Origin of the sequence: Nonomuraea roseoviolacea subsp. carminata (assembly GCF_024172185.1) — a bacterium.
Taxonomy (GTDB): domain Bacteria; phylum Actinomycetota; class Actinomycetes; order Streptosporangiales; family Streptosporangiaceae; genus Nonomuraea; species Nonomuraea roseoviolacea.
In genome coordinates this window covers 2,897,464-2,915,180 of the sequence record NZ_JAMZEC010000001.1, presented here as the reverse complement: position 1 = coordinate 2,915,180, position 17,717 = coordinate 2,897,464, and the positions used below count along the sequence as shown (strand labels likewise).

Annotated in this window: 16 protein-coding genes; 11 read left to right on the top strand and 5 right to left on the bottom strand. The window is 74.1% G+C overall.

Annotation, left to right across the window (positions count from 1 at the left end; genetic code table 11):
* The first annotated feature begins 18 nt into the window (after positions 1–18).
* The 3 genes from HD595_RS13420 to HD595_RS13410 all read left to right on the top strand — a co-directional run bounded on the left by HD595_RS13420 (position 19) and on the right by HD595_RS13410 (position 3,126).
* Complete coding sequence (locus HD595_RS13420) at positions 19–1,035, top strand: hypothetical protein (protein WP_253768875.1); 1,017 nt, start codon at positions 19–21, stop codon at positions 1,033–1,035.
* 227 nt (positions 1,036–1,262) lie between these two features.
* Positions 1,263–2,303 (top strand): UDP-N-acetylmuramate dehydrogenase, encoded by a 1,041-nt coding sequence (locus tag HD595_RS13415; RefSeq protein ID WP_253781148.1) that lies wholly within the window; start codon positions 1,263–1,265, stop codon positions 2,301–2,303.
* Between the two features lie 256 nt (positions 2,304–2,559).
* Positions 2,560–3,126, top strand: coding sequence for a TMEM165/GDT1 family protein (locus HD595_RS13410; protein WP_253768873.1), 567 nt, complete (start codon positions 2,560–2,562; stop codon positions 3,124–3,126).
* A 51-nt stretch (positions 3,127–3,177) separates the two neighbouring features.
* Here HD595_RS13410 and HD595_RS13400 read toward each other — a convergent pair whose 3' ends face one another.
* Positions 3,178–6,048, bottom strand: a complete 2,871-nt coding sequence (locus HD595_RS13400; protein ID WP_301309500.1) for an ATP-binding protein — start codon at positions 6,046–6,048, stop codon at positions 3,178–3,180.
* Positions 6,049–6,164: 116 nt separating this feature from the next.
* Entirely contained in the window at positions 6,165–6,311 is a 147-nt protein-coding gene (locus HD595_RS13395; protein WP_253768871.1) for a hypothetical protein, read from the bottom strand.
* A 295-nt stretch (positions 6,312–6,606) separates the two neighbouring features.
* Here HD595_RS13395 and deoC point away from each other — a divergent pair, with 295 nt between their 5' ends.
* From deoC to HD595_RS13370, 5 genes are all read left to right on the top strand, one after another.
* Positions 6,607–7,536, top strand: a complete 930-nt coding sequence (gene deoC / locus HD595_RS13390) for a deoxyribose-phosphate aldolase (protein ID WP_253768869.1) — start codon at positions 6,607–6,609, stop codon at positions 7,534–7,536.
* Positions 7,537–7,544: 8 nt separating this feature from the next.
* Positions 7,545–8,963, top strand: a complete 1,419-nt coding sequence (locus tag HD595_RS13385; RefSeq protein ID WP_253781147.1) for an aldehyde dehydrogenase family protein — start codon at positions 7,545–7,547, stop codon at positions 8,961–8,963.
* Complete coding sequence (locus tag HD595_RS13380; protein ID WP_175595187.1) at positions 8,953–9,150, top strand: hypothetical protein; 198 nt, start codon at positions 8,953–8,955, stop codon at positions 9,148–9,150. Before HD595_RS13385 ends, HD595_RS13380 begins: the two co-directional genes overlap by 11 nt.
* Entirely contained in the window at positions 9,143–9,994 is an 852-nt protein-coding gene (locus HD595_RS13375; RefSeq protein ID WP_253768867.1) for an aldehyde dehydrogenase family protein, read from the top strand. The genes HD595_RS13380 and HD595_RS13375 overlap by 8 nt, the downstream gene beginning before the upstream one ends.
* A gap of 108 nt (positions 9,995–10,102) precedes the next feature.
* The gene (locus HD595_RS13370; protein WP_253768865.1) at positions 10,103–10,999 is read left to right on the top strand and encodes a LysR family transcriptional regulator; all 897 of its coding nucleotides are present in this window, start codon (positions 10,103–10,105) and stop codon (positions 10,997–10,999) included.
* Here HD595_RS13370 and HD595_RS13365 read toward each other — a convergent pair.
* Positions 10,996–12,423 (bottom strand): alpha/beta hydrolase, encoded by a 1,428-nt coding sequence (locus HD595_RS13365; RefSeq protein ID WP_253768863.1) that lies wholly within the window; start codon positions 12,421–12,423, stop codon positions 10,996–10,998. The genes HD595_RS13370 and HD595_RS13365 overlap by 4 nt on opposite strands.
* Positions 12,424–12,541: 118 nt before the next feature.
* On the opposite strand from HD595_RS13365, the gene HD595_RS13360 reads away from it, so the two are divergent.
* The 3 genes from HD595_RS13360 to HD595_RS13350 all read left to right on the top strand — a co-directional run bounded on the left by HD595_RS13360 (position 12,542) and on the right by HD595_RS13350 (position 15,042).
* Positions 12,542–13,594 (top strand): YihY/virulence factor BrkB family protein, encoded by a 1,053-nt coding sequence (locus HD595_RS13360; RefSeq protein WP_253768861.1) that lies wholly within the window; start codon positions 12,542–12,544, stop codon positions 13,592–13,594.
* 75 nt (positions 13,595–13,669) lie between these two features.
* On the top strand, positions 13,670–14,206 hold the full coding sequence (locus HD595_RS13355) for an RNA polymerase sigma factor (protein WP_253768859.1): 537 nt from the start codon (positions 13,670–13,672) through the stop codon (positions 14,204–14,206).
* Complete coding sequence (locus HD595_RS13350; protein ID WP_253768857.1) at positions 14,203–15,042, top strand: hypothetical protein; 840 nt, start codon at positions 14,203–14,205, stop codon at positions 15,040–15,042. The genes HD595_RS13355 and HD595_RS13350 overlap by 4 nt, the downstream gene beginning before the upstream one ends.
* A gap of 70 nt (positions 15,043–15,112) precedes the next feature.
* On the opposite strand, the gene HD595_RS13345 is transcribed toward HD595_RS13350, so the two are convergent.
* Together HD595_RS13345 and HD595_RS13340 are read right to left on the bottom strand one after the other, a co-directional pair.
* A complete protein-coding gene (locus HD595_RS13345) occupies positions 15,113–16,609 on the bottom strand; it encodes an amidase (protein ID WP_253768855.1) in 1,497 nt (498 codons plus the stop codon).
* Positions 16,610–16,900: 291 nt separating this feature from the next.
* Positions 16,901–17,713, bottom strand: a complete 813-nt coding sequence (locus tag HD595_RS13340; RefSeq protein ID WP_253768853.1) for a hypothetical protein — start codon at positions 17,711–17,713, stop codon at positions 16,901–16,903.
* Positions 17,714–17,717 lie beyond the last annotated feature (4 nt).

Genomic DNA, 17,717 nt, shown 5'->3' with positions numbered 1-17,717 from the left:
CGGGGTAGCCGTGTGACCATGACCGAAGCTCCGCACCACGTCACAGTCTGGCCCACGGTCCGTTCGATCCCCGTGTCCGCCGTGACCGACGGCGCCCCGTCGCGACGCCTGCGTCCCCCGAGGCCGCAGGACATCGCCGGCGGCACCGGCACCGGCCGCGACACCTCAGGCTCCGTCGCCACCGGCGTGGGCACCGGGCGGGCGCAGCCCGCCGGGCCCGGCGCGGGCGGCGGCTCCGGTGGCGCGGGCTCCGGCGCCGGCGAGGCGGGCACGGGCGCGCGCGGCAACCCCGCCGCCGAGTTCGGCTTCTCCGGCGACCCCGCGCAGCACGGCGTCCCCGACGACGACCTCCTCCACGCCCAGCGCGTCTGGGACGGCACCCTGGCCACCAACCGCCTCGACGCCCTCGGCGTCAACGCCGAGCGCCAGCGCGTGCGCACCGAGGACATCGCGACGACCGTCGGCTTCCTGGTGGACGGCCATCCCGAGGACACCCGGCGGGCCCTCCAGTCGGTCATCGACCACACCGCCGCGCACATCCTGGCCCTGGACCTGGGCGACGTGGACGGCGCGGGCACGGTGCTGCGCGAGCTGGCCGCGCGCCACCCGGAGCGCGTCACGGCCTGGTACGTCGAGGAGCAGCCGGAGTGGCGGGGCGGCACGGCCACGTGGGGCGAGTGCCTGGCCAAGCTGCTGCACCTGGACACGGCGGAGGTGTTCGTCCTCATGGAGGGCTCCGTCGTGCTGGAGGGCGACGCGATCACGCCGCTCGTCGCGGCGATCGACGACGGCGCCGTGGCCGCCGGGTGGACGGGGCAGGAGCCCGACGGCCGGACGTGGCGCGAGACCGACCCGGGGGAGGGCGCCAGGGACGTCTCCGCGCTCGGGGGAGAGCTGCTGGCGGTACGGAGGTCGGCCGCCCTCGGCGACGACCCGGAGCAGACGCGTGACGGCACGGAGCTGTCCCGGAACCTGCGCGGCGTCAGAGTCGTCCCGGCCGACCGCCTGCCCGTCCGCCGTCAGCGCGCCGCCTGACCCGGCCGGCCGCCTGTCCGTGCGCCGTCAGCGTGCCACCTGACCCGGCCGGCCGCCTGTCCGTCCGCGTCAGCGCGCCGCCTGACCCGGCCGCCGCACCGCCGGCCGGCCGCCCCGGGCCGAGGGCGGACGCCTCGTCCGGGACAGAGGGTCTGTCCCGGACGCCTCGTCCGGGACAGACCCTCTGTCGCGGGGCCCGGCATCTCCTAAGCTTGTGGCCCATGGAGATGCTCGCGCCGTACACCACGCTGGGCCTGGGCGGCCCCGCCCGCCGTTTCGTCGAGGCCGCCACCGCGGAGCAGGTGGTCTCCGAGCTCGCCGAGGCCGACCGGACGGGCGAGCGGGTCCTGGTGCTCGGCGGCGGCAGCAACGTCGTGGTGGCCGACGACGGCTTCGACGGCCTGGTCGTCAGGCTGGCCTCCGAGGGCGTGTCGGTCTCGCGCGACGGCGAACAGGTGATCGTCACCGTCGAGGCGGGCGAGAGCTGGGAGCCGCTGGTCGCCCGCGCCGTGGCGGAGGGCTGGTCCGGGCTCGAATGCCTGTCCGGCATCCCCGGCCTGGTCGGCGCCACCCCCATCCAGAACGTCGGCGCGTACGGCCAGGAGGTCGCGCAGACCATCAGGTGCGTGCGCGCCTACGACCGGCGCACCCGGCACGTGGTCGACCTGGAGGCGCGGCAGTGCGGCTTCTCCTACCGCGACAGCGCGTTCAAGCGCGACCCCGGCCGGCACGTGGTGCTCGCGGTGACGTACGCGCTGGACGTGTCCGGCCTGTCGGCGCCCGTCGCGTACAAGGAGCTGGCCGGGCGGCTCGGCGTCGAGCCCGGCGAGCGGGTGCCGCTGGCGCGCGCCCGTGAGGCCGTGCTGGAGCTGCGGCGCTCCAAGGGCATGGTGATCGACCCGGCCGACCCCGACACCCGCAGCGCCGGCTCGTTCTTCACCAACCCGGTGCTGGGCTCCGAGGAGGCCGAGCGGCTGGAGGCGCGCGCGCCCGGCCACCCGCGCTGGGAGCTGCCCGGCGGCTCCGTCAAGGTGCCCGCGGCCTGGCTGATCGAGCAGGCGGGCTTCCCCAAGGGCTACACCCGCGGCCCGGCCCGCATCTCCACCAAGCACACACTGGCTCTGACCAACCCCACGGGCGAGGCCACCGCCGCCGACCTGCTGGCGCTGGCCCGGGAGGTGCGCGACGGGGTGCGCGAGAAGTTCGGGGTGACGCTGGTCAACGAGCCGGTGCTGGTCGGCTGCGCCCTCGACGCGGACCCCGAGTGACGCGGGCCCGGAATAAGGCATGCCCGGAGGCTTGTTAGAGTTCTCCGGAAACACACCGAGGGGGAGTAGTCCCAATCGCGTGATCGACACACTGGCGCTCCGGCGCCCGGTCGCGCGGGCCTGAGACGGGCGGACGAGACCTTCGGCCTGGCAGTCGTGGACATGTACGTCATGCACCAAGACGCTGCCGGGCCGGAGTCGTGCCCGGATCTCCCCCGGGCGGCCGCTCACGGTCCGGCCGCGCGGAAGAGGACCGTTGGAAGCTTTCTGGATCAGTCTCGCCGTCATCTTCGTGGCGGAGCTGGGCGACAAGAGCCAGCTCATGGCGATGACGTTCGCCACCCGATTCAAGCCCTGGCCGGTGCTGGCGGGCATCACCCTGGCGACGGCCGTCGTCCACCTCGTCAGCGTGGCCGTCGGAGGGCTGCTGGGCGAGGTGCTGCCGATGACGGCCATCTCGATCGTGGCCGGGATCGCGTTCCTCGGGTTCGCCCTGTGGACGCTCAGGGGTGACGAGCTGAGCGAGGAGGAGTCGCGGAAGGCGCAGCGCACCACCCGCAACGCGATCATCGCCGTCACCGTCGCGTTCTTCCTGAGCGAGCTGGGCGACAAGACCATGCTGGCCACGATCACGCTGGCCACGCAGCACGGCTGGCTGGGCACCTGGATCGGCTCCACGGTGGGCATGGTCGCCGCCGACGCGCTGGCCATCGTGGTGGGCCGCATGCTGGGCAAGCACCTGCCGGAGAAGGCCATCAGGTACGGCGCCGCCGCCGCGTTCGCGGTGTTCGGCGTCATCCTGCTGGTCGAGCCGTTCGTCTGACGGCCCGGCCCAGGGCGGCCCGGCCCCAGGGCGGCCCGGCTCGCGCGGCGGCTAGTGCGACAGCAGCGAGAGGCGGTGGGCCGCGGCGGCGGCCTCCCCGCGCGTCGTGACCCCCAGCTTGGCCAGGATGTTCGACACGTGGACGCTGACGGTCTTGGCCGAGATGAACAGCTCCTTGGCGATGTCGCGGTTGGTGCGCCCGAGGGCGACCAGCCGCAGCACCTCCAGCTCGCGCGGCGTGAGCAGCTCGGGCGGCGCCTGGTCGGGCTGCTGCGGCGCGCCGACGCGGCGGCCCAGCGCGTCGATCTCCTCCAGCAGCGGCGCGGCCCGCAGCCCGTCCGCGAGCGGCCGGGCCAGCGCCAGCCGCGACGCGGCGCCCTCGCGGTCGCCGGACCGGGCCGCGATCTTCGCGGCCCGCAGCAGGGCCTTGGCCTGGTTGTGCGGCCGGTTGAGCCGCTCCCACGCCGCCGCGGCGGCGTCGAAGTCGCGTGAGTACGACAGCCGGTACGCCTCGGCGACCGGCCCGCTCACCACGAGCCCGGCGGCGATCTCCGCGGCCTGCTCGGACACCGCGCGGGCCCGGGCCGGCTCGGCCTCCTCCATCGCGTCGCACACCACGGTCAGCAGCGCGAGCAGCCGCCAGCCGAGCATGGCCTTCGGCGACTGGGCGGGCCGCGCGAGCGTGCGCTCGGCGACCGCCAGCGCGGCGTCCGGCTCGCCCCTGAGCATGTGCCAGCCGATGCGCAGCCGCATGCTGTTGGTGATGTCCTGGACGAAGTCCTCGGGCCGCTCCGACAGCACGCCCGTCTCGCGCAGGATGCCCTCCACGACGTCCACCTCGCCGCGGCCGATGGCCACGTCGGCCCGCACCCGCAGCAGGTGGTGGCGGTTGCGCAGCACGGGGCCGAGGTTGAGCGCCCGCTCGATGGTGTCGAGGGCCTCGTCCCAGCGGCCGATCGCCTCCAGCGTCTCGGCGATGTTGTTCAGGGTGAACAGCCCGGACAGCCGGACCCGGCCGTACTTCTTGGCCAGCCGCCAGCCCTCCTCGCCGAGCTCCAGCGCCTCCTGCCAGCGGCCAAGGTCGTTGAGCGTGTCGACGTTGTTGCCGATCGCGCGGGTGATCACCCGGCCGGAGCCCTCCTCGCGGCCGATCTCCAGGGCGCGCAGGTTGGTGGCCAGCGTGGCCTCGGTGTCGCCGGCGAGCGAGTGGCCGAGCGACAGGTTGAGCAGCAGCTCGGCCTCCTGGCACCGGTCGCCGAGCTGCCTGGCCAGGGCCAGGCCCTCCTCGGCGAGCGCGGTGCCCTCCTCGGTGTCGCCGCGCAGCATGAGGTGCTGCGACATCAGCGTGATGACCTCGACGCGGGCCAGGTCGGGCTCGGGCACGAGGCTGAGCGCGTGGCGGAGCTGCTCCACCACGTCGGTCTTCTCCTTGTAGACCTTGAGCTGGCCCCAGCGCACGAGCAGCTTGGCCACCCGGGCCGGTTCGCGGGTCTCGTCCAGCTCGGCCAGCGCCGCCTTGATGAACTTCAGGCCCCGGTCGATGTCGCCGCTGGCGCGCGCACAATCGCTGGCCTTCTCCAGCACCGCGGTGTGGTCGGCGCCGATGCGCTCGGCCGCGTCGGGCACCCGGTCCCACAGCATGAGCACGCGTTCGAGCAGCGGGATGGCCTCGGTGTAGGCGAACGCGTGGAACGAGGCGCGGGCCGCGTCCCAGGCGGAGGCCAGCGCCCACTCGTCGTTGCGGGCGCCGTACCAGTGGTGGGCCAGCTCGACCTTGGCCCGGCCGGGCGGCACGAGCGCGCGGTCGCGCGAGATCTCCTCGGCGTAGCGGGCGTGCAGGCGCTGGTGCTCGCCGGGCAGCAGCTCGTCGTGGACGGCCTCGCGGATGAGGGAGTGGCGGAACAGGTAGGCGCGGCCGTCGGCGATCTGGAGCACGTTGCCGGCGATGGCGGGGCGCAGCGCGCTCTCCAGCTCCAGGTCGGACAGGCCGCTCACGGCGGCGAGCAGGGCGTGGCCGACGCGGATGCCGCCGGCGGCGGCGATGCGCAGCACCCGCTGCGTCTCGTCGGGCAGCCGCTCGACCGCGCCGAGGATGAGGTCCTGCATCGAGGACGGGAACGCGCAGTCCACGCCCGAGTCGACCAGCGCCTCCACGAACAGGGGGATGCCCTCGCTGCGGTCGTAGACCTTCTCCACCTTGTGGTAGGCGGGCGACCTGCCGAGGATGCCGGCCATCTGCTGGGCCACCTCGTCCTTCGACAGGCGCGGCAGGTCGAGCCGGAGCACGCCGCCGACCCGCCCCAGCTCGGCCAGCACCGGGCGCAGGGGGTGCTGGCGGTGCAGGTCGTCGGAGCGGTACGTCATGACGATGAGGACCTGCGGGCCGCTCAGGTTGCGGCACAGGAACGCGATCAGGTCGCGGCTGGACCGGTCGGCCCAGTGGATGTCCTCGATGAGCAGGACGACCGGGCGGCTCTCGGCCAGTCGCTCCAGAAGCGTGAGGATCTGCTCGAACAGGCGGGCGCGGCCGCTGTCGGTCTCGCCGTCGCCGCTGGGCTCGCCGAACTCGGGGAGCAGCCGGGCCAGGTCGCGCTCGGCGCCTTCGGGAAGTAACGCGGCCACCCGGGCGCGGCCGTGCTCGCGGACGAGCTGCCGCAGCGCGGCGGTGAACGGCGCGTACGCCAGGCCCTCGGCCGACAGCTCGACGCAGCCGCCGTACAGGACGAGGGAGCCGTCGCGGGCCGCCTGCTCGGCGAAGCGCTGTACGAGTCTCGTCTTGCCGACGCCGGCCTCGCCGCCGAGGAGAACGGCCGTCGCGGCGCCTCGCCGGGCCTCTTCGAGCGCCTGCGAAAGGGACGCCAACTCCTCGGCCCGTCCGACGAAGACGGGACTCACCGACCGGCCCAGCATGTCTTCCAGCATGTCATGCCCTTTGGTGAGCTTTCGCCGTATTTATGAGGGATTGCGGACGGCGATGGTTCAGGTAGGCGTAGAGGCCCGGCCGCGAGGGAGGGTGCGGCCGGGCTCTCGTGACGTGCTCATGAGGGACGACGCTTGCCGAAGACCGAGCGGCGCTCGGACTTGTTGCCCTCCTGTGCCTCGCGTACCTGGCGGTGCCGGGCCGCGGCGGCGCGCAGCTCCCTCGCCTGGCTCTTCATGAGCTGGTAGTCGATCTCGGGGTTCATGGTGTCTCCTGAGGTAACCCGTTTCTTTCTGACACCCTCTACTTTCCGGCTAAGGCCCACCCCGCGGCATCGGGCGGATTCCCTATCTCCTGTCGGACTTTCGTCCCGGCGTACCTAGGCCGGGGTCCCGTACCGCCTTAGGCCGCCTTAGACCGGCCCCGTCCGCACCTCAGAGCCGCCTTACGCCCTCTGGGGAGGGCTTCGCCGCGACCACGCGCGCGGCCATCGGACACGAGGGGAAAGATCCGGTTTGGAGCTGGCCCGCGTGGTCGGCGATGCTGTGGAGGTGTCAACTATGACTACTTCGCTCGCGGACGTGGCCGCTTCCGGCGCGACGCTCAGAGCGTTCCTGCACGGCCTGCCCGGTGTCGACCGGGTCGGCGCCGACCAGCGGGCGGCGATGCTGGGCACCCGTTCGATCAAGACGACGGCCAAGGCCCGGGCGATCGATCTGGCCATCTCGATGGTCGACCTGACCACTCTCGAAGGGGCCGACACGCGCGGCAAGGTGCGGGCCATGTGCGTCAAGGCCGTCCGCCCCGGCGGCGGGGCCCCCCGCGTGGCGGCCGTCTGCGTCTACCCCGACCTGGTGCCCGTGGCCGTGGAGGCCGTGGCCGGCTCGGGGGTGAAGGTGGCCTCCGTGGCCACCGCGTTCCCCAGCGGCCGTTCCTCGCTCGACGTCAAGGTGGCCGACACCGCGTTCGCGGTGGCCGCGGGCGCCGACGAGATCGACATGGTGATCGACCGGGGCGCGTTCCTGTCGGGCGACTACCTGAAGGTGTACGAGGAGATCGTCGCGGTCAAGGCGGCGTGCGGCGAGGCGCACCTCAAGGTCATCCTGGAGACCGGCGAGCTGGTCACCTACGACAACGTGCGGCGGGCGTCGTGGCTGGCGATGCTGGCCGGCGCCGACTTCATCAAGACCTCCACCGGCAAGGTGTCGCCCGCGGCGACGCTCCCGGTGACGCTGATCATGCTGGAGGCGGTGCGCGACTTCCGCGACCGGACCGGCCGTCAGGTCGGCGTCAAGCCCGCGGGCGGCATCCGCACCACCAAGGACGCGATCAAGAACCTGGTGCTCGTGCAGGAGACGGCCGGTGCGGACTGGCTGACGCCCGACTGGTTCCGGCTGGGCGCGTCCTCGCTGCTCAACGATCTGCTGATGCAGCGCGAGAAGCTGGCCACCGGCCGTTACGCCGGCCCCGACTACTTCACCCTGGACTGAGGATGACGATGTTCGAGTACGCGCCGGCCCCCGAGTCGCGCGAGATCGTCGACCTGCGGCCGTCCTACGGGCTGTTCATCGACGGCGAGTTCACCGAGGGCTCCGGCCCCGCCTTCAAGACCGTCAACCCCGCCACCGAGGAGACGCTCGCCGAGGTGGCCTGCGCCTCGGCCGACGACGTGGACCGCGCGGTGCGGGCCGCGCGCAAGGCGTTCGGCGGCTGGAGCGGCCTGCCCGGCTCCGAGCGGGCCAAGTACCTGTTCCGGATCGCGCGGATCATCCAGGAGCGCGCGCGTGAGCTGGCGGTGCTGGAGTCGCTGGACAACGGCAAGCCGATCCGCGAGTCGCGGGATGTGGACCTGCCGCTGGTGGCGGCGCACTTCTTCTACTACGCGGGCTGGGCCGACAAGCTGCAGTACGCCGGGTTCGGCACCAAGCCGCTCGGGGTGGCGGGTCAGGTCATCCCGTGGAACTTCCCGCTGCTGATGCTGGCCTGGAAGGTGGCTCCGGCGCTGGCGTGCGGCAACACGGTGGTGCTGAAGCCGGCCGAGACGACGCCGCTGACGGCGTTGCTGTTCGCCGAGATCAGCCGGCAGGCCGAGCTGCCGCCGGGGGTGGTCAACATCGTGACCGGCGCGGGCGAGACCGGCGCGGCGGTGGTGGCGCATCCGGAGGTGGACAAGGTGGCCTTCACCGGCTCCACCGAGGTGGGCCGGCTGATCGCGCGCACGGTGGCGGGCACCGGCAAGAAGGTGACGCTGGAGCTGGGCGGCAAGGCCGCCAACATCGTCTTCGACGACGCGCCGATCGACCAGGCGGTGGAGGGGATCGTCAACGGGATCTTCTTCAACCAGGGGCACGTGTGCTGCGCCGGGTCGCGGCTGCTGGTGCAGGAGTCGGTGCAGGAGGAGCTGCTGGCCGCGTTGAAGCGGCGGTTGGGCACGCTGCGGCTGGGTGATCCGCTGGACAAGAACACCGACATCGGCGCGATCAACTCGGCCGAGCAGCTGGCCAGGATCCGTTCGCTGAGCGAGGCCGGGGAGAGTGAGGGCGCCGAGCGGTGGTCGCCGGCGTGTGAGCTGCCCGAGCGGGGGTTCTGGTTCCCGCCGACGCTGTTCACCGGGGTGGCGCAGTCGCACACGATCGCGCGGGAGGAGATCTTCGGGCCGGTGCTGTCGGTGCTGACGTTCCGTACTCCGGCCGAGGCGGTGGAGAAGGCCAACAACACGCCGTACGGGTTGTCGGCGGGGGTGTGGACCGAGAAGGGTTCGCGGATCCTGTGGATGGCCGAGCGGTTGCGGGCCGGGGTGGTGTGGGCCAACACGTTCAACAAGTTCGACCCGGCCTCGCCGTTCGGTGGTTACAAGGAGTCCGGTTACGGCCGTGAGGGCGGCCTGCACGGGCTGGAGGCGTACCTTGACGTGTGACCATCGCCGCGCCCGCCGCCGGGCGCGCCGCGCCCAGGCCACCCGGGACCACGCCTACGCCCGCGCCGGACGGCCCGTACGCACCGGCTGGTACGCCCACCGCTGCGGCGTGAGCCGGTGCGGCCAGGTGTTCGTGCCGGTCGAGATGTCGCAGGAGATCACGTGGAGGGGACGCGGCGATGAGTAGGTTGGCCGTGCGCAAGACCTACAAGCTGTTCATCGGCGGGGCCTTCCCCCGCTCCGAGAGTGGGAGGTCCTACGCCGTGACCTCGCCCGACGGCGACTTCCTGGCCAACGCCGCGCGCGCCTCCCGCAAGGACGCCCGCGACGCCGTGGTGGCCGCGCGCAAGGCGTTCCCCGGCTGGTCCGGCGCCACCGCCTACAACCGGGGGCAGATCCTCTACCGGGTCGCCGAGATGCTGGAGGGCCGCCGCGCCCAGCTCGCCGGCGAGCTGGGGCTCGGCCGGGCCGAGGCGCTCGCCTCGGTGGACGCCGCCGTGGACCGGCTGGTCTGGTACGCGGGCTGGTCCGACAAGATCGCCGCCGTGCACGGCACGGCCAACCCGGTCGCGGGGCCGTACTTCAACCTGTCGTCGCCGGAGCCGACCGGCGTGGTCGCGCTCGTCGCGCCCGCCGACCCGCTGCTGGGGCTGGTGTCGGTCGTGGCGCCCGTCATCGTCACGGGCAACACGTGCGTCGTCGTCGCCTCCGAGCCGTCGCCGCTCGCGGCGATCACGTTCGCCGAGGTGCTGGCGACCTCCGACCTGCCGGGCGGGGTGGTCAACGTCCTCACCGGGCGGCAGGCGGAGCTGGCGCCCTGGCTGGCGGCCCACATGGACGTCAACGCGCTGGACCTGACCGGCGTGACGGACGCGGACCTGGCGCTGCGCTGCGAGCAGGAGGCGGCGGGCAACCTCAAGCGGGTCCTGCGGCCCGTGCCGGAGCCCGCGGACTGGACCGCCGACCCGGGCCTGACCCGCATGACCCGCTTCCTGGAGACCAAGACCGTCTGGCACCCGCTGGGCGTCTGATCCCTTCCCGGGGGTCGCGTGCTCGCCATGCAGGACGGTGAGCACGCGGCCCCTACCTGGGCTGATGAGCCGAGAAGACGGCCGGCCCGTTGTCTATGATCGCGGGCTATGGAACTCCGGCAGCTCGCGTACTTCGTGGCCGTCGCCGAGGAGGCGAGCTTCACCCGGGCCGCCGCCTCGCTGCACGTCGCCCAGCCCGGGGTCAGCGCGCAGATCCGGCAGCTCGAACGGGAGCTGGGCCAGCCGCTGTTCGACCGGTCGGCGCGCGCCGTGCGGCTGACCGCGGCGGGCGAGGCCGTGCTGCCCTACGCGCGGGCCGCGCTCAAGGCCGTGGCCGGCGCCCGGCAGGTGGTGGACGAGCTGACCGGGCTGCTGCGCGGGCACGTGGTGATGGGCGCCGTCTCCCTGCCCGGCGCGCTCGACGTGCCGGGGCTGCTGGCCGACTTCCACGACGCCCACCCGGCCGTCGAGATCACCCTCAAGGAGGCCGACCCGGAGACCGTGGTCCAGGAGGTGCGCTCCGGGCGGATGGACCTCGGGCTGTTCGGGCTCGGGCCCGGCGTGCCGCCCGGGCTCGACGCGCAGATCGTGGTGAGCCAGCCGCTCGTCGCGGCCGTGAGCCGCGACCACGAGCTGGCCGGGCGGCCCGGGATCGGGCTGGCCGAGCTGGAGGGGCGGGCGCTGCTCTGCCTGCCGCCGGGCACCGGGCTGCGGGCGGCCCTGGAGGAGGCGTGCGCGGCGGCGGGATTCCGGCCCCGGGTCTCGCTGGAGGCCAGCGAGCCGCCGGTGCTCGCCCGGCTCGCCGCCCGCGGCCTCGGGGTGGCCGTGCTGCCGGAGTCGGCGGTGAGCGTGGCCGAGGACCTGCTGCACGTCATGGAGCTCACCCGGCCGCGGCTGCGCGGGCGGATGGCGATCGCGTGGCGGTCGGAGGGCGAGGCGAGCCCGGCGGCCCGGGCGCTCATCGCGCACGCCAGGAGGACGCTGCCCGACCTGGGCCTGGACTAGGGCGCCTGCCGGCAGACGGTCCCGGCCGGAGGAAGCGTCCCCGACGTCAGATAGGCGTCGATGCGGGCCGTGGCGCAGGCCGCCCTGAGGTACGCGCTGTGCCCGTCGCCGCCGTTCTCGTCGTTCACCAGCAGCCCGGAGCCCTGGATGCGGGACGACAGGCTGCGCGCCCACGCCAGAGGCGTCGCGGGGTCGTGGGTGTTGCCGACCACGAGCACCGGCGGGACCCCGCGGACGTCCAGCGGGCGCTGCGGGTTCGTCGGCCGGATCGGCCAGCCGACGCAGCCCGCCGTCATGTCCCAGAACTCCGAGGTGCCCTTCATGTGCGGCGCGAGCTGCCCGACCCGGTCGAGCCGGGCGCGCAGGTCGCGGTAGCCGCCGATGCCGTGGGCGATGTCGAGGCACAGGATCGACCGGTAGGCCGCCGTGCTCGCCGGGTCGTCCAGCGCGGACGCCCGGACGGAGGCGAAGATCGCGGCGTCGCCCTTCTCGGCCTGGGCGATGGCGTTGGCCAGGCCCTTGCCGTACTCGGGAAGCTGGTTGAGGAAGACGTAGGCGACGTAGCGCAGCTCCTCGGCGGTCAGGGGGCGGCCGCCCTGGACCGGTATGGGCGCACGTCCGGCCCTGGCCACCAGGTCGTCCCACACCCGCGCCACGTCGCGGCCGTGCAGCGCGCAGTCCGGCGTCTCGGCGCACCAGCGGACGAAGCGCTCGAAGGAGTCCTCGACGGCGACGGAGGCGTCGGCGACGAGCCGCTCCGAGGGCAGGCTGTGGTCCACCGCGCCGTCGAGCGCCATCGTGCGCACCCTGCCCGGGAACAGCCGGGCGTACTCGGCGCCCAGCATGGTGCCGTACGACTTGCCGAGGAAGCTGATCCGCGACTCGCCCAGGGCGGCTCTGACCGCGTCGAAGTCGCGGGCGACGCTCGTGGTGTCGACCTCGCGCAGCAGGGGGCCGGTGGCCGACAGGCAGCTCAGGCCGACGGCCCGGTTGTGCGCGACCAGCTCGCGGTACTCGGCGAGGGTGCCGGGGAACTGCGTCACGGCCGGGTCGTGGACCGGCCGCCCGCACGTCACGGCCGAGCTCTCGCCGACGCCCCGCGGGTCGACGCCGACCACGTCGAACCGGCGCAGCAGCTCGTCGCTGACGGCGTACTGGGGGTAGTCGCGCAGCAGCATGGCGGCCTGGCCGCCGGGGCCGCCGGGGTTGAAGAAGAGCGTGCCGAGGCGTTCGCCGGTGGCCTTGCGTCGGACGACGGACAGCTTGATCGTGCGGCCCGACGGGGCGTCCCAGTCGAGCGGGACCTCCACGGTGCCGCACTCCGCCTGCCGCGTGCCGCAGGGCTGCCAGGAGACGGGCGGTGGGGCGGGGGTCGGGGGCGTCGGGGGCGAGGCGAGGAGCAGTGCCAGGAGAACGTGTTTCACGACAGGCCATGCTCTTCGCGCGCCGGATCACGGACATCGGCCGTCCGGCCGACCCGTCTCGGCCGGACGGCCGGGCTTTCTACGCATACCTCCAGAAAAGGGGTATAACGTCTTCGCCGTGGGATCTACCGTGTCCGTCCCCCAGACGCGCACCATGAGGGGCGACGAGCTGTCCGCCGACGACGCGTGGGCGACTCTGCGCAAGTACGGCGGATGGCAGCTGACGCGCGACTCGCTGGTCCGGTTCAGGTACGGCGACGGCATGAGCCACTCGCGCGCGCTCGCCTTCCAGGTCTGCCTGGCCATCATCCCCGGCGCCATCGCCCTGGTCGGCCTCAGCTCCGTCACCCACCAGGAGGAGCTCGGCCAGGTGCTCGAACTCACCCTGCGCCGCCTGGCCCCCGGCGACGGCGAGGCGGTCAGGCAGGCCCTGGGCAGCGGGCATCACGTCCGTGACGCGCTCGCCCTGTGGCTGGGCCTGGCGACCACGATGGTGGCGCTGACCACGGCGATGGCGCAGTTCGAGCGGGGCGCCAACCGGATCTACGGCGTGGAGCGCGACCGGCCGTTCCACCGCAAGTACGCCCGGGCCGCCGTGCTCGCGCTGGTCGCCGGTGTCATCATGATCACGGGGTTCACGGTCATGGTCGGCGGCGGGGCCATCGGCGAGGCGATGACCGAGGTGTTCGGCTGGGGCGGCGGGACGCGGCAGGCGTTCGCGCTCGTCCGGTGGCCGCTCGGCTTCCTGCTCGCGCTGGTGGCCACGGTCACCCTGTTCAGGGCCTCGCCGCGGCGCAGGCAGCCCGGACACAGCTGGCTCGCCTTCGGCGCGCTGGTGGCGCTGGTCCTGTGGACCCTGTTCACGCTGGCCCTGGCCCTCTACACGGCCCACAACAGCACCTTCGGCGCCACGTACGGCCCGCTGACGGCGGTGATGGCGCTTCTGCTGTGGTCGTTCCTCAGCTCGATCGCGCTCTTCCTGGGGGTCGCGTTCGCGGCGCAGCTCGAAGCCTGCCGGGCCGGCTGCGTCCCGCCCGCGCATCCCGACACCGGGCCCACGGCGGAGGAGGAGCGGGAGCCGCTGGTCGGGGCGGTCGGCTCCGCCGTGATCGCGGCCGTCCGCCGCGTGGTCGCCCTGCTGGGCAGGAAGCGGCCCGGCCGGACCTCATAGCCCGGGCGAAACACTCGGCGAAGGTGCCGGACACCTATCCAGATGTCCGGCACTTCGGCGCGAGGAGAATGACCCGTGACCCATCCACCGGGAGCGCGAGACCGCTTCGAGGCGATCTACGACGCGCACTACCCGGCCGTCCACCAGTACGCCGCCCGCCGGACGGACGCGCCCGACGACACGGCGGACGTGATCTCCGAGACGTTCCTCACCGCGTGGCGGCGCATCGCCGACGTGCCCGAGGGAGACGCCGCCCGGCTGTGGCTGTACGGGGTGGCCCGGCGCGTCCTGGCCAACCAGCGGCGTGGCCACGCCCGCAGGGCGGGGCTGGCGGAACGTCTCAAGGACGAGCTGTCCGCCGCGCGGCCGTCCCGCCCGGACGAGCTCGACCACGTGCGCGAGGCGTTCGACGGTCTGCCCGCCCGTGACCGCGAGGTGCTCGCGCTGGCCTGCTGGGAGGGCCTGACCGGCCCGGAGATCGGCAAGGTGCTCGGCTGCACGGCGACGGCGGCCCGCATCAGGCTGCACCGCGCGCGCAAGCGGCTGGCCAGGACGCTGGGGCTGACGGAGGAAGACCGGACGATCGCGGAGCTGAAGGGAGAAAGCCTGTGAGCAGGATCGAGCGGATGGTGGCCGCCATCGACCCCGCGCCTGACGCGCCCGGACAGGGGCAGGGCGCGCGGGAGCTGTTCCACGAGATCGTCGCGACGCCGGTGCCGGCGCGCCGCCGGACGCGCTGGCCCGTGCTGGTCCCCGTCGCCGCGCTGCTGGCGGCGGCGGTCGTCATGGGCGTGGCCTTCCTGCCCGCCGAGGCGCCGCGCGCCATCGCGCCGCCCGCCGCGCTGGCGTTCACGCGCTCGGGCGACGACTGGATCGTCACGGTCAAGGACCTCTACGCCGCGCCCGAGCGCTTCGAGTCGGAGTTCAGGGCGCGCGGGTTCGACATCCACCTGACGATCGCCCCAGGCTCGCCGAGCACGGTCGGCCAGGTCACGGGTGGCGAGTCCTCCGAGGAGGCCCGCATAGAGGAGGAGTCGGTGGAGTGCGAGTCCCCGGGCGGCAGGTGCGCGGTGGCGTTCCGCATCCCCGCGGACTTCACGGGCAGCGCCACCATCTCCTTCGCCCGCGCGGCCCGGCCCGGCGAGCGGTACCAGTCGGCCGGTGACGCCGACGCCACCGGCGAGCTGCTGCACTGCGTGCCGTTCCGAGGCATGACCGTGGACGAGGTGCGTGCCGCGCTCGCCGAGCGGGGCGGCTCGATCGAGGAGTTCAGGGTGGGGAAGAAGTCGGAGCGCGCCTCGCAGGTGCCGGGGAACTGGTTCGTCGAGGACGCCGTGCCGACGGCCCCGGGGCAGGTGCTCGTCTGGGCGCAACCGGATCAGGTGCGGCGCAGCCCCGAGGCCGCCGAGCTGGTGAACAAGAAGATGGCCGGCTGCCCCAAGGGGTGACCTCCGTCACGCGGACAGGCCGGGCGGACGGGGTCGCTTCACGCGGAGATGCCGGGCGGGCGGGGTCGCTTCACGCCGACATGCCGGGCGGGCGGACCAGCGGGTGGGCGGCTTCGAGCTGCGCGGCCAGGCCAAGGAGCTGCGGCTCGCCGCCCGGCGGCGCGACGAGCTGCACCCCGATCGGCAGGCCGCTCGAATGCGTCGCGATCGGCACGGCCAGGGCGGGCCAGCCGCACATGTTCCACGGCCCGGTCGCCGGGGCGAAGCGGATGTTGGCCAGCGCGTTGCGCGCGAACCCGCGCTCGCGCCAGCCGCCGGCCGCGGGCGGCACGGTGGCCAGGACCGGCGTGATGAGCACGTCCGCGTCGCCGAACCACTGGTCGGCCGCGTACGCCTGCCAGCGCGCCCGCCCGCGCGCCCCGTCCAGGCTCAGCGCCCTCAGCAGCCGCCCGCCGCGAGCGAGGGCCCGGCTCCGCCGGTCCAGCCCCGGTCCGTCCTTCGCGAGCCCCTGGCTTCCGCGCCCCGTCCCGTTGCCCGCCGCCGGACGGGAGAGCACGTCCACGGCCTCGGCGGCGCGCGACAGCCACGCGGCCACGGTGGACGGCCCGAGCCAGAACGGCAGCCGGCCCTCGCGCTCCACGACCGTGTGCCCGGCCACGCGCAGCGTCTCGGCCGCCCCGCGCACCGCCGCCCGGAACTCCCGGTCCATCGGCAGCCCCGCGGGCAGCGGCTGCGGCGCGTACGCGATCCGCAGGTCGAACGGCTCCTCCTCGGCCGGCGGCGCCGGCGGGTCCCACACCTCGTCCTCGCCCGCCCACACCGAGCGCAGCATCCGTGGCGCCGGCTCCCGCCGCCTGCCCCCGCGCCACGACTCGGCCAGCGCCGGGTCGGCCGCCAGCACCGACAGGGCCAGCGCCAGATCGGCGACGTGCGCGGCCAGGGGTCCGTTCTCGCTCAGCCCGTCCCAGTCGTCGCCGGGCGGCGGCACCAGCCCCGCGCCCGGCTTCACGGCGAACACCCCGCAGGCCGCCGCCGGGATCCGCAGCGACCCCATGCCGTCGTTGCCCAGGGCGATCGGCACCATCCCCGCCGCCACGGCCGCGGCGCTGCCCGAGGAGGAGCCGCCCGCCGTACGGGAGAGGTTCCACGGGTTGCGCACGACGCCGTGGACGCTGTCGCCGAAGCCGACGAGACCCAGCTCGGGCAGGTTCGTCAGGCCGACCACGATCGCGCCGGCCGCGCGCAGGCGGGCGACGGTCTCGTGGTCGCGCGGCTCGGGGGTCACGCCCGTCGCGGCCGAGCCGGCCCGCATGGCCTCGCCCGCCACCTCCAGGTTGTCCTTGACCGCCACCGGCACCCCGGCGAGCGGCAGCTCGGCGAGGTCGCGGCGCTCGCCCAGCGCCCGCGCCTCCTCCACGGCCCGCTTCCTGACCAGCCGGAACGCGCCCACCTGCGGGTCGCGCCTGGCGATCACGCCGAGATGCTCCTCGACGACCGCCTCGGCGCTCACCTCGCCGCGGCGCACGGCGGCGGCGATCTCGACAGCGGATCTTCCGGCCCACGACATGCCTAGAAGTGTGCAACGTCCGGACTCCGGTGGCGAGGCCCCATTCCGGGTTATCAGTCTCGGCGTAATGAACGGAGCCTCCCTCGCCGTCGGCCGGCGCTCGCTGGGCGACCCGTCCGTCACCTTCCCGCTCTGACCGCCGCACCTGCGGGGCTGCCCCGAGACCAGCACGGCGGAGATCGCCTACCTGGTCGAGGTGGTGGACGGCCTGCTGCGGGACGCCTGACGCGTCCCGTGCCTTGACGCACCCGGCGGGTCGCTTCGCCCGCGTCCTGGCGCTGACGGTTCGCGTCAGCTTGTGAGCCAGACCCTGAGGGGGCCGGTCGGGGTGAAGCCGTGGCGTTCGGCCGGGGCCGTGTCCGCCTCGTAGCCCACCAGGTCGCGGCCCGGGAACAGGCGCGCCGCCTGTGCGACGGTCCCGGCCCACGCCGTGTCGTCGTCGCAGCCGGACGCGAAGACGTTGGAGACGCCCACCGCCTCCCCTGTGAGGGTCAGCACGCAGCCGCACACGACCGCGCCGTCACGCCGGCCGTACAGGACGGCGGTCTCCTCCAGCAGTGACGGCGGGAAGAGCCCGTCCGCCTCGCCGCCGAAGCAGGACCGCTCCCACTCCCGCAGCTCGGACGCGGAGCGCACCCGCCCCCAGACCACGTCCCCGGCGGGATCGGGCGCCGGGGCGGCCGGCCGGTGCAGCCAGCGCGCCTCGAACAGCACGTGGAAGCCGTACGGGGTCAGGTCCAGGGCGGCGAAGGAGTCCTTGACCGAGGCGCCCGGCCCCGCGTCGATGCCGCCGAGCACGCCGGCCTCGGTGGCGGAGGGGGAGAGGGTGACGGCGTCGGGGTAGTAGGGCGGGGTGCGGCGCGGGTTGGTCCAGGCGTGCGCGGTGAAGCGGCCGGGCAGGCCGTGCGCGCGGCACATCGCGTCACACCACGCGGCGTTGTCCCGAGCCGCTTCGAGCACCACGGCGGCGGGACTCACGTGCGCCGGGGTCTTCGACGGGCTCGGCTGGTCGGCGCGCACGCGGCTCGGGGTCTCCAGTCGGGGCGGCTGGTCGGCGCGCACATGGGTCGCGGTCTCCTGTGGGGGCGGCTGGTCGGCGCGCATGCGG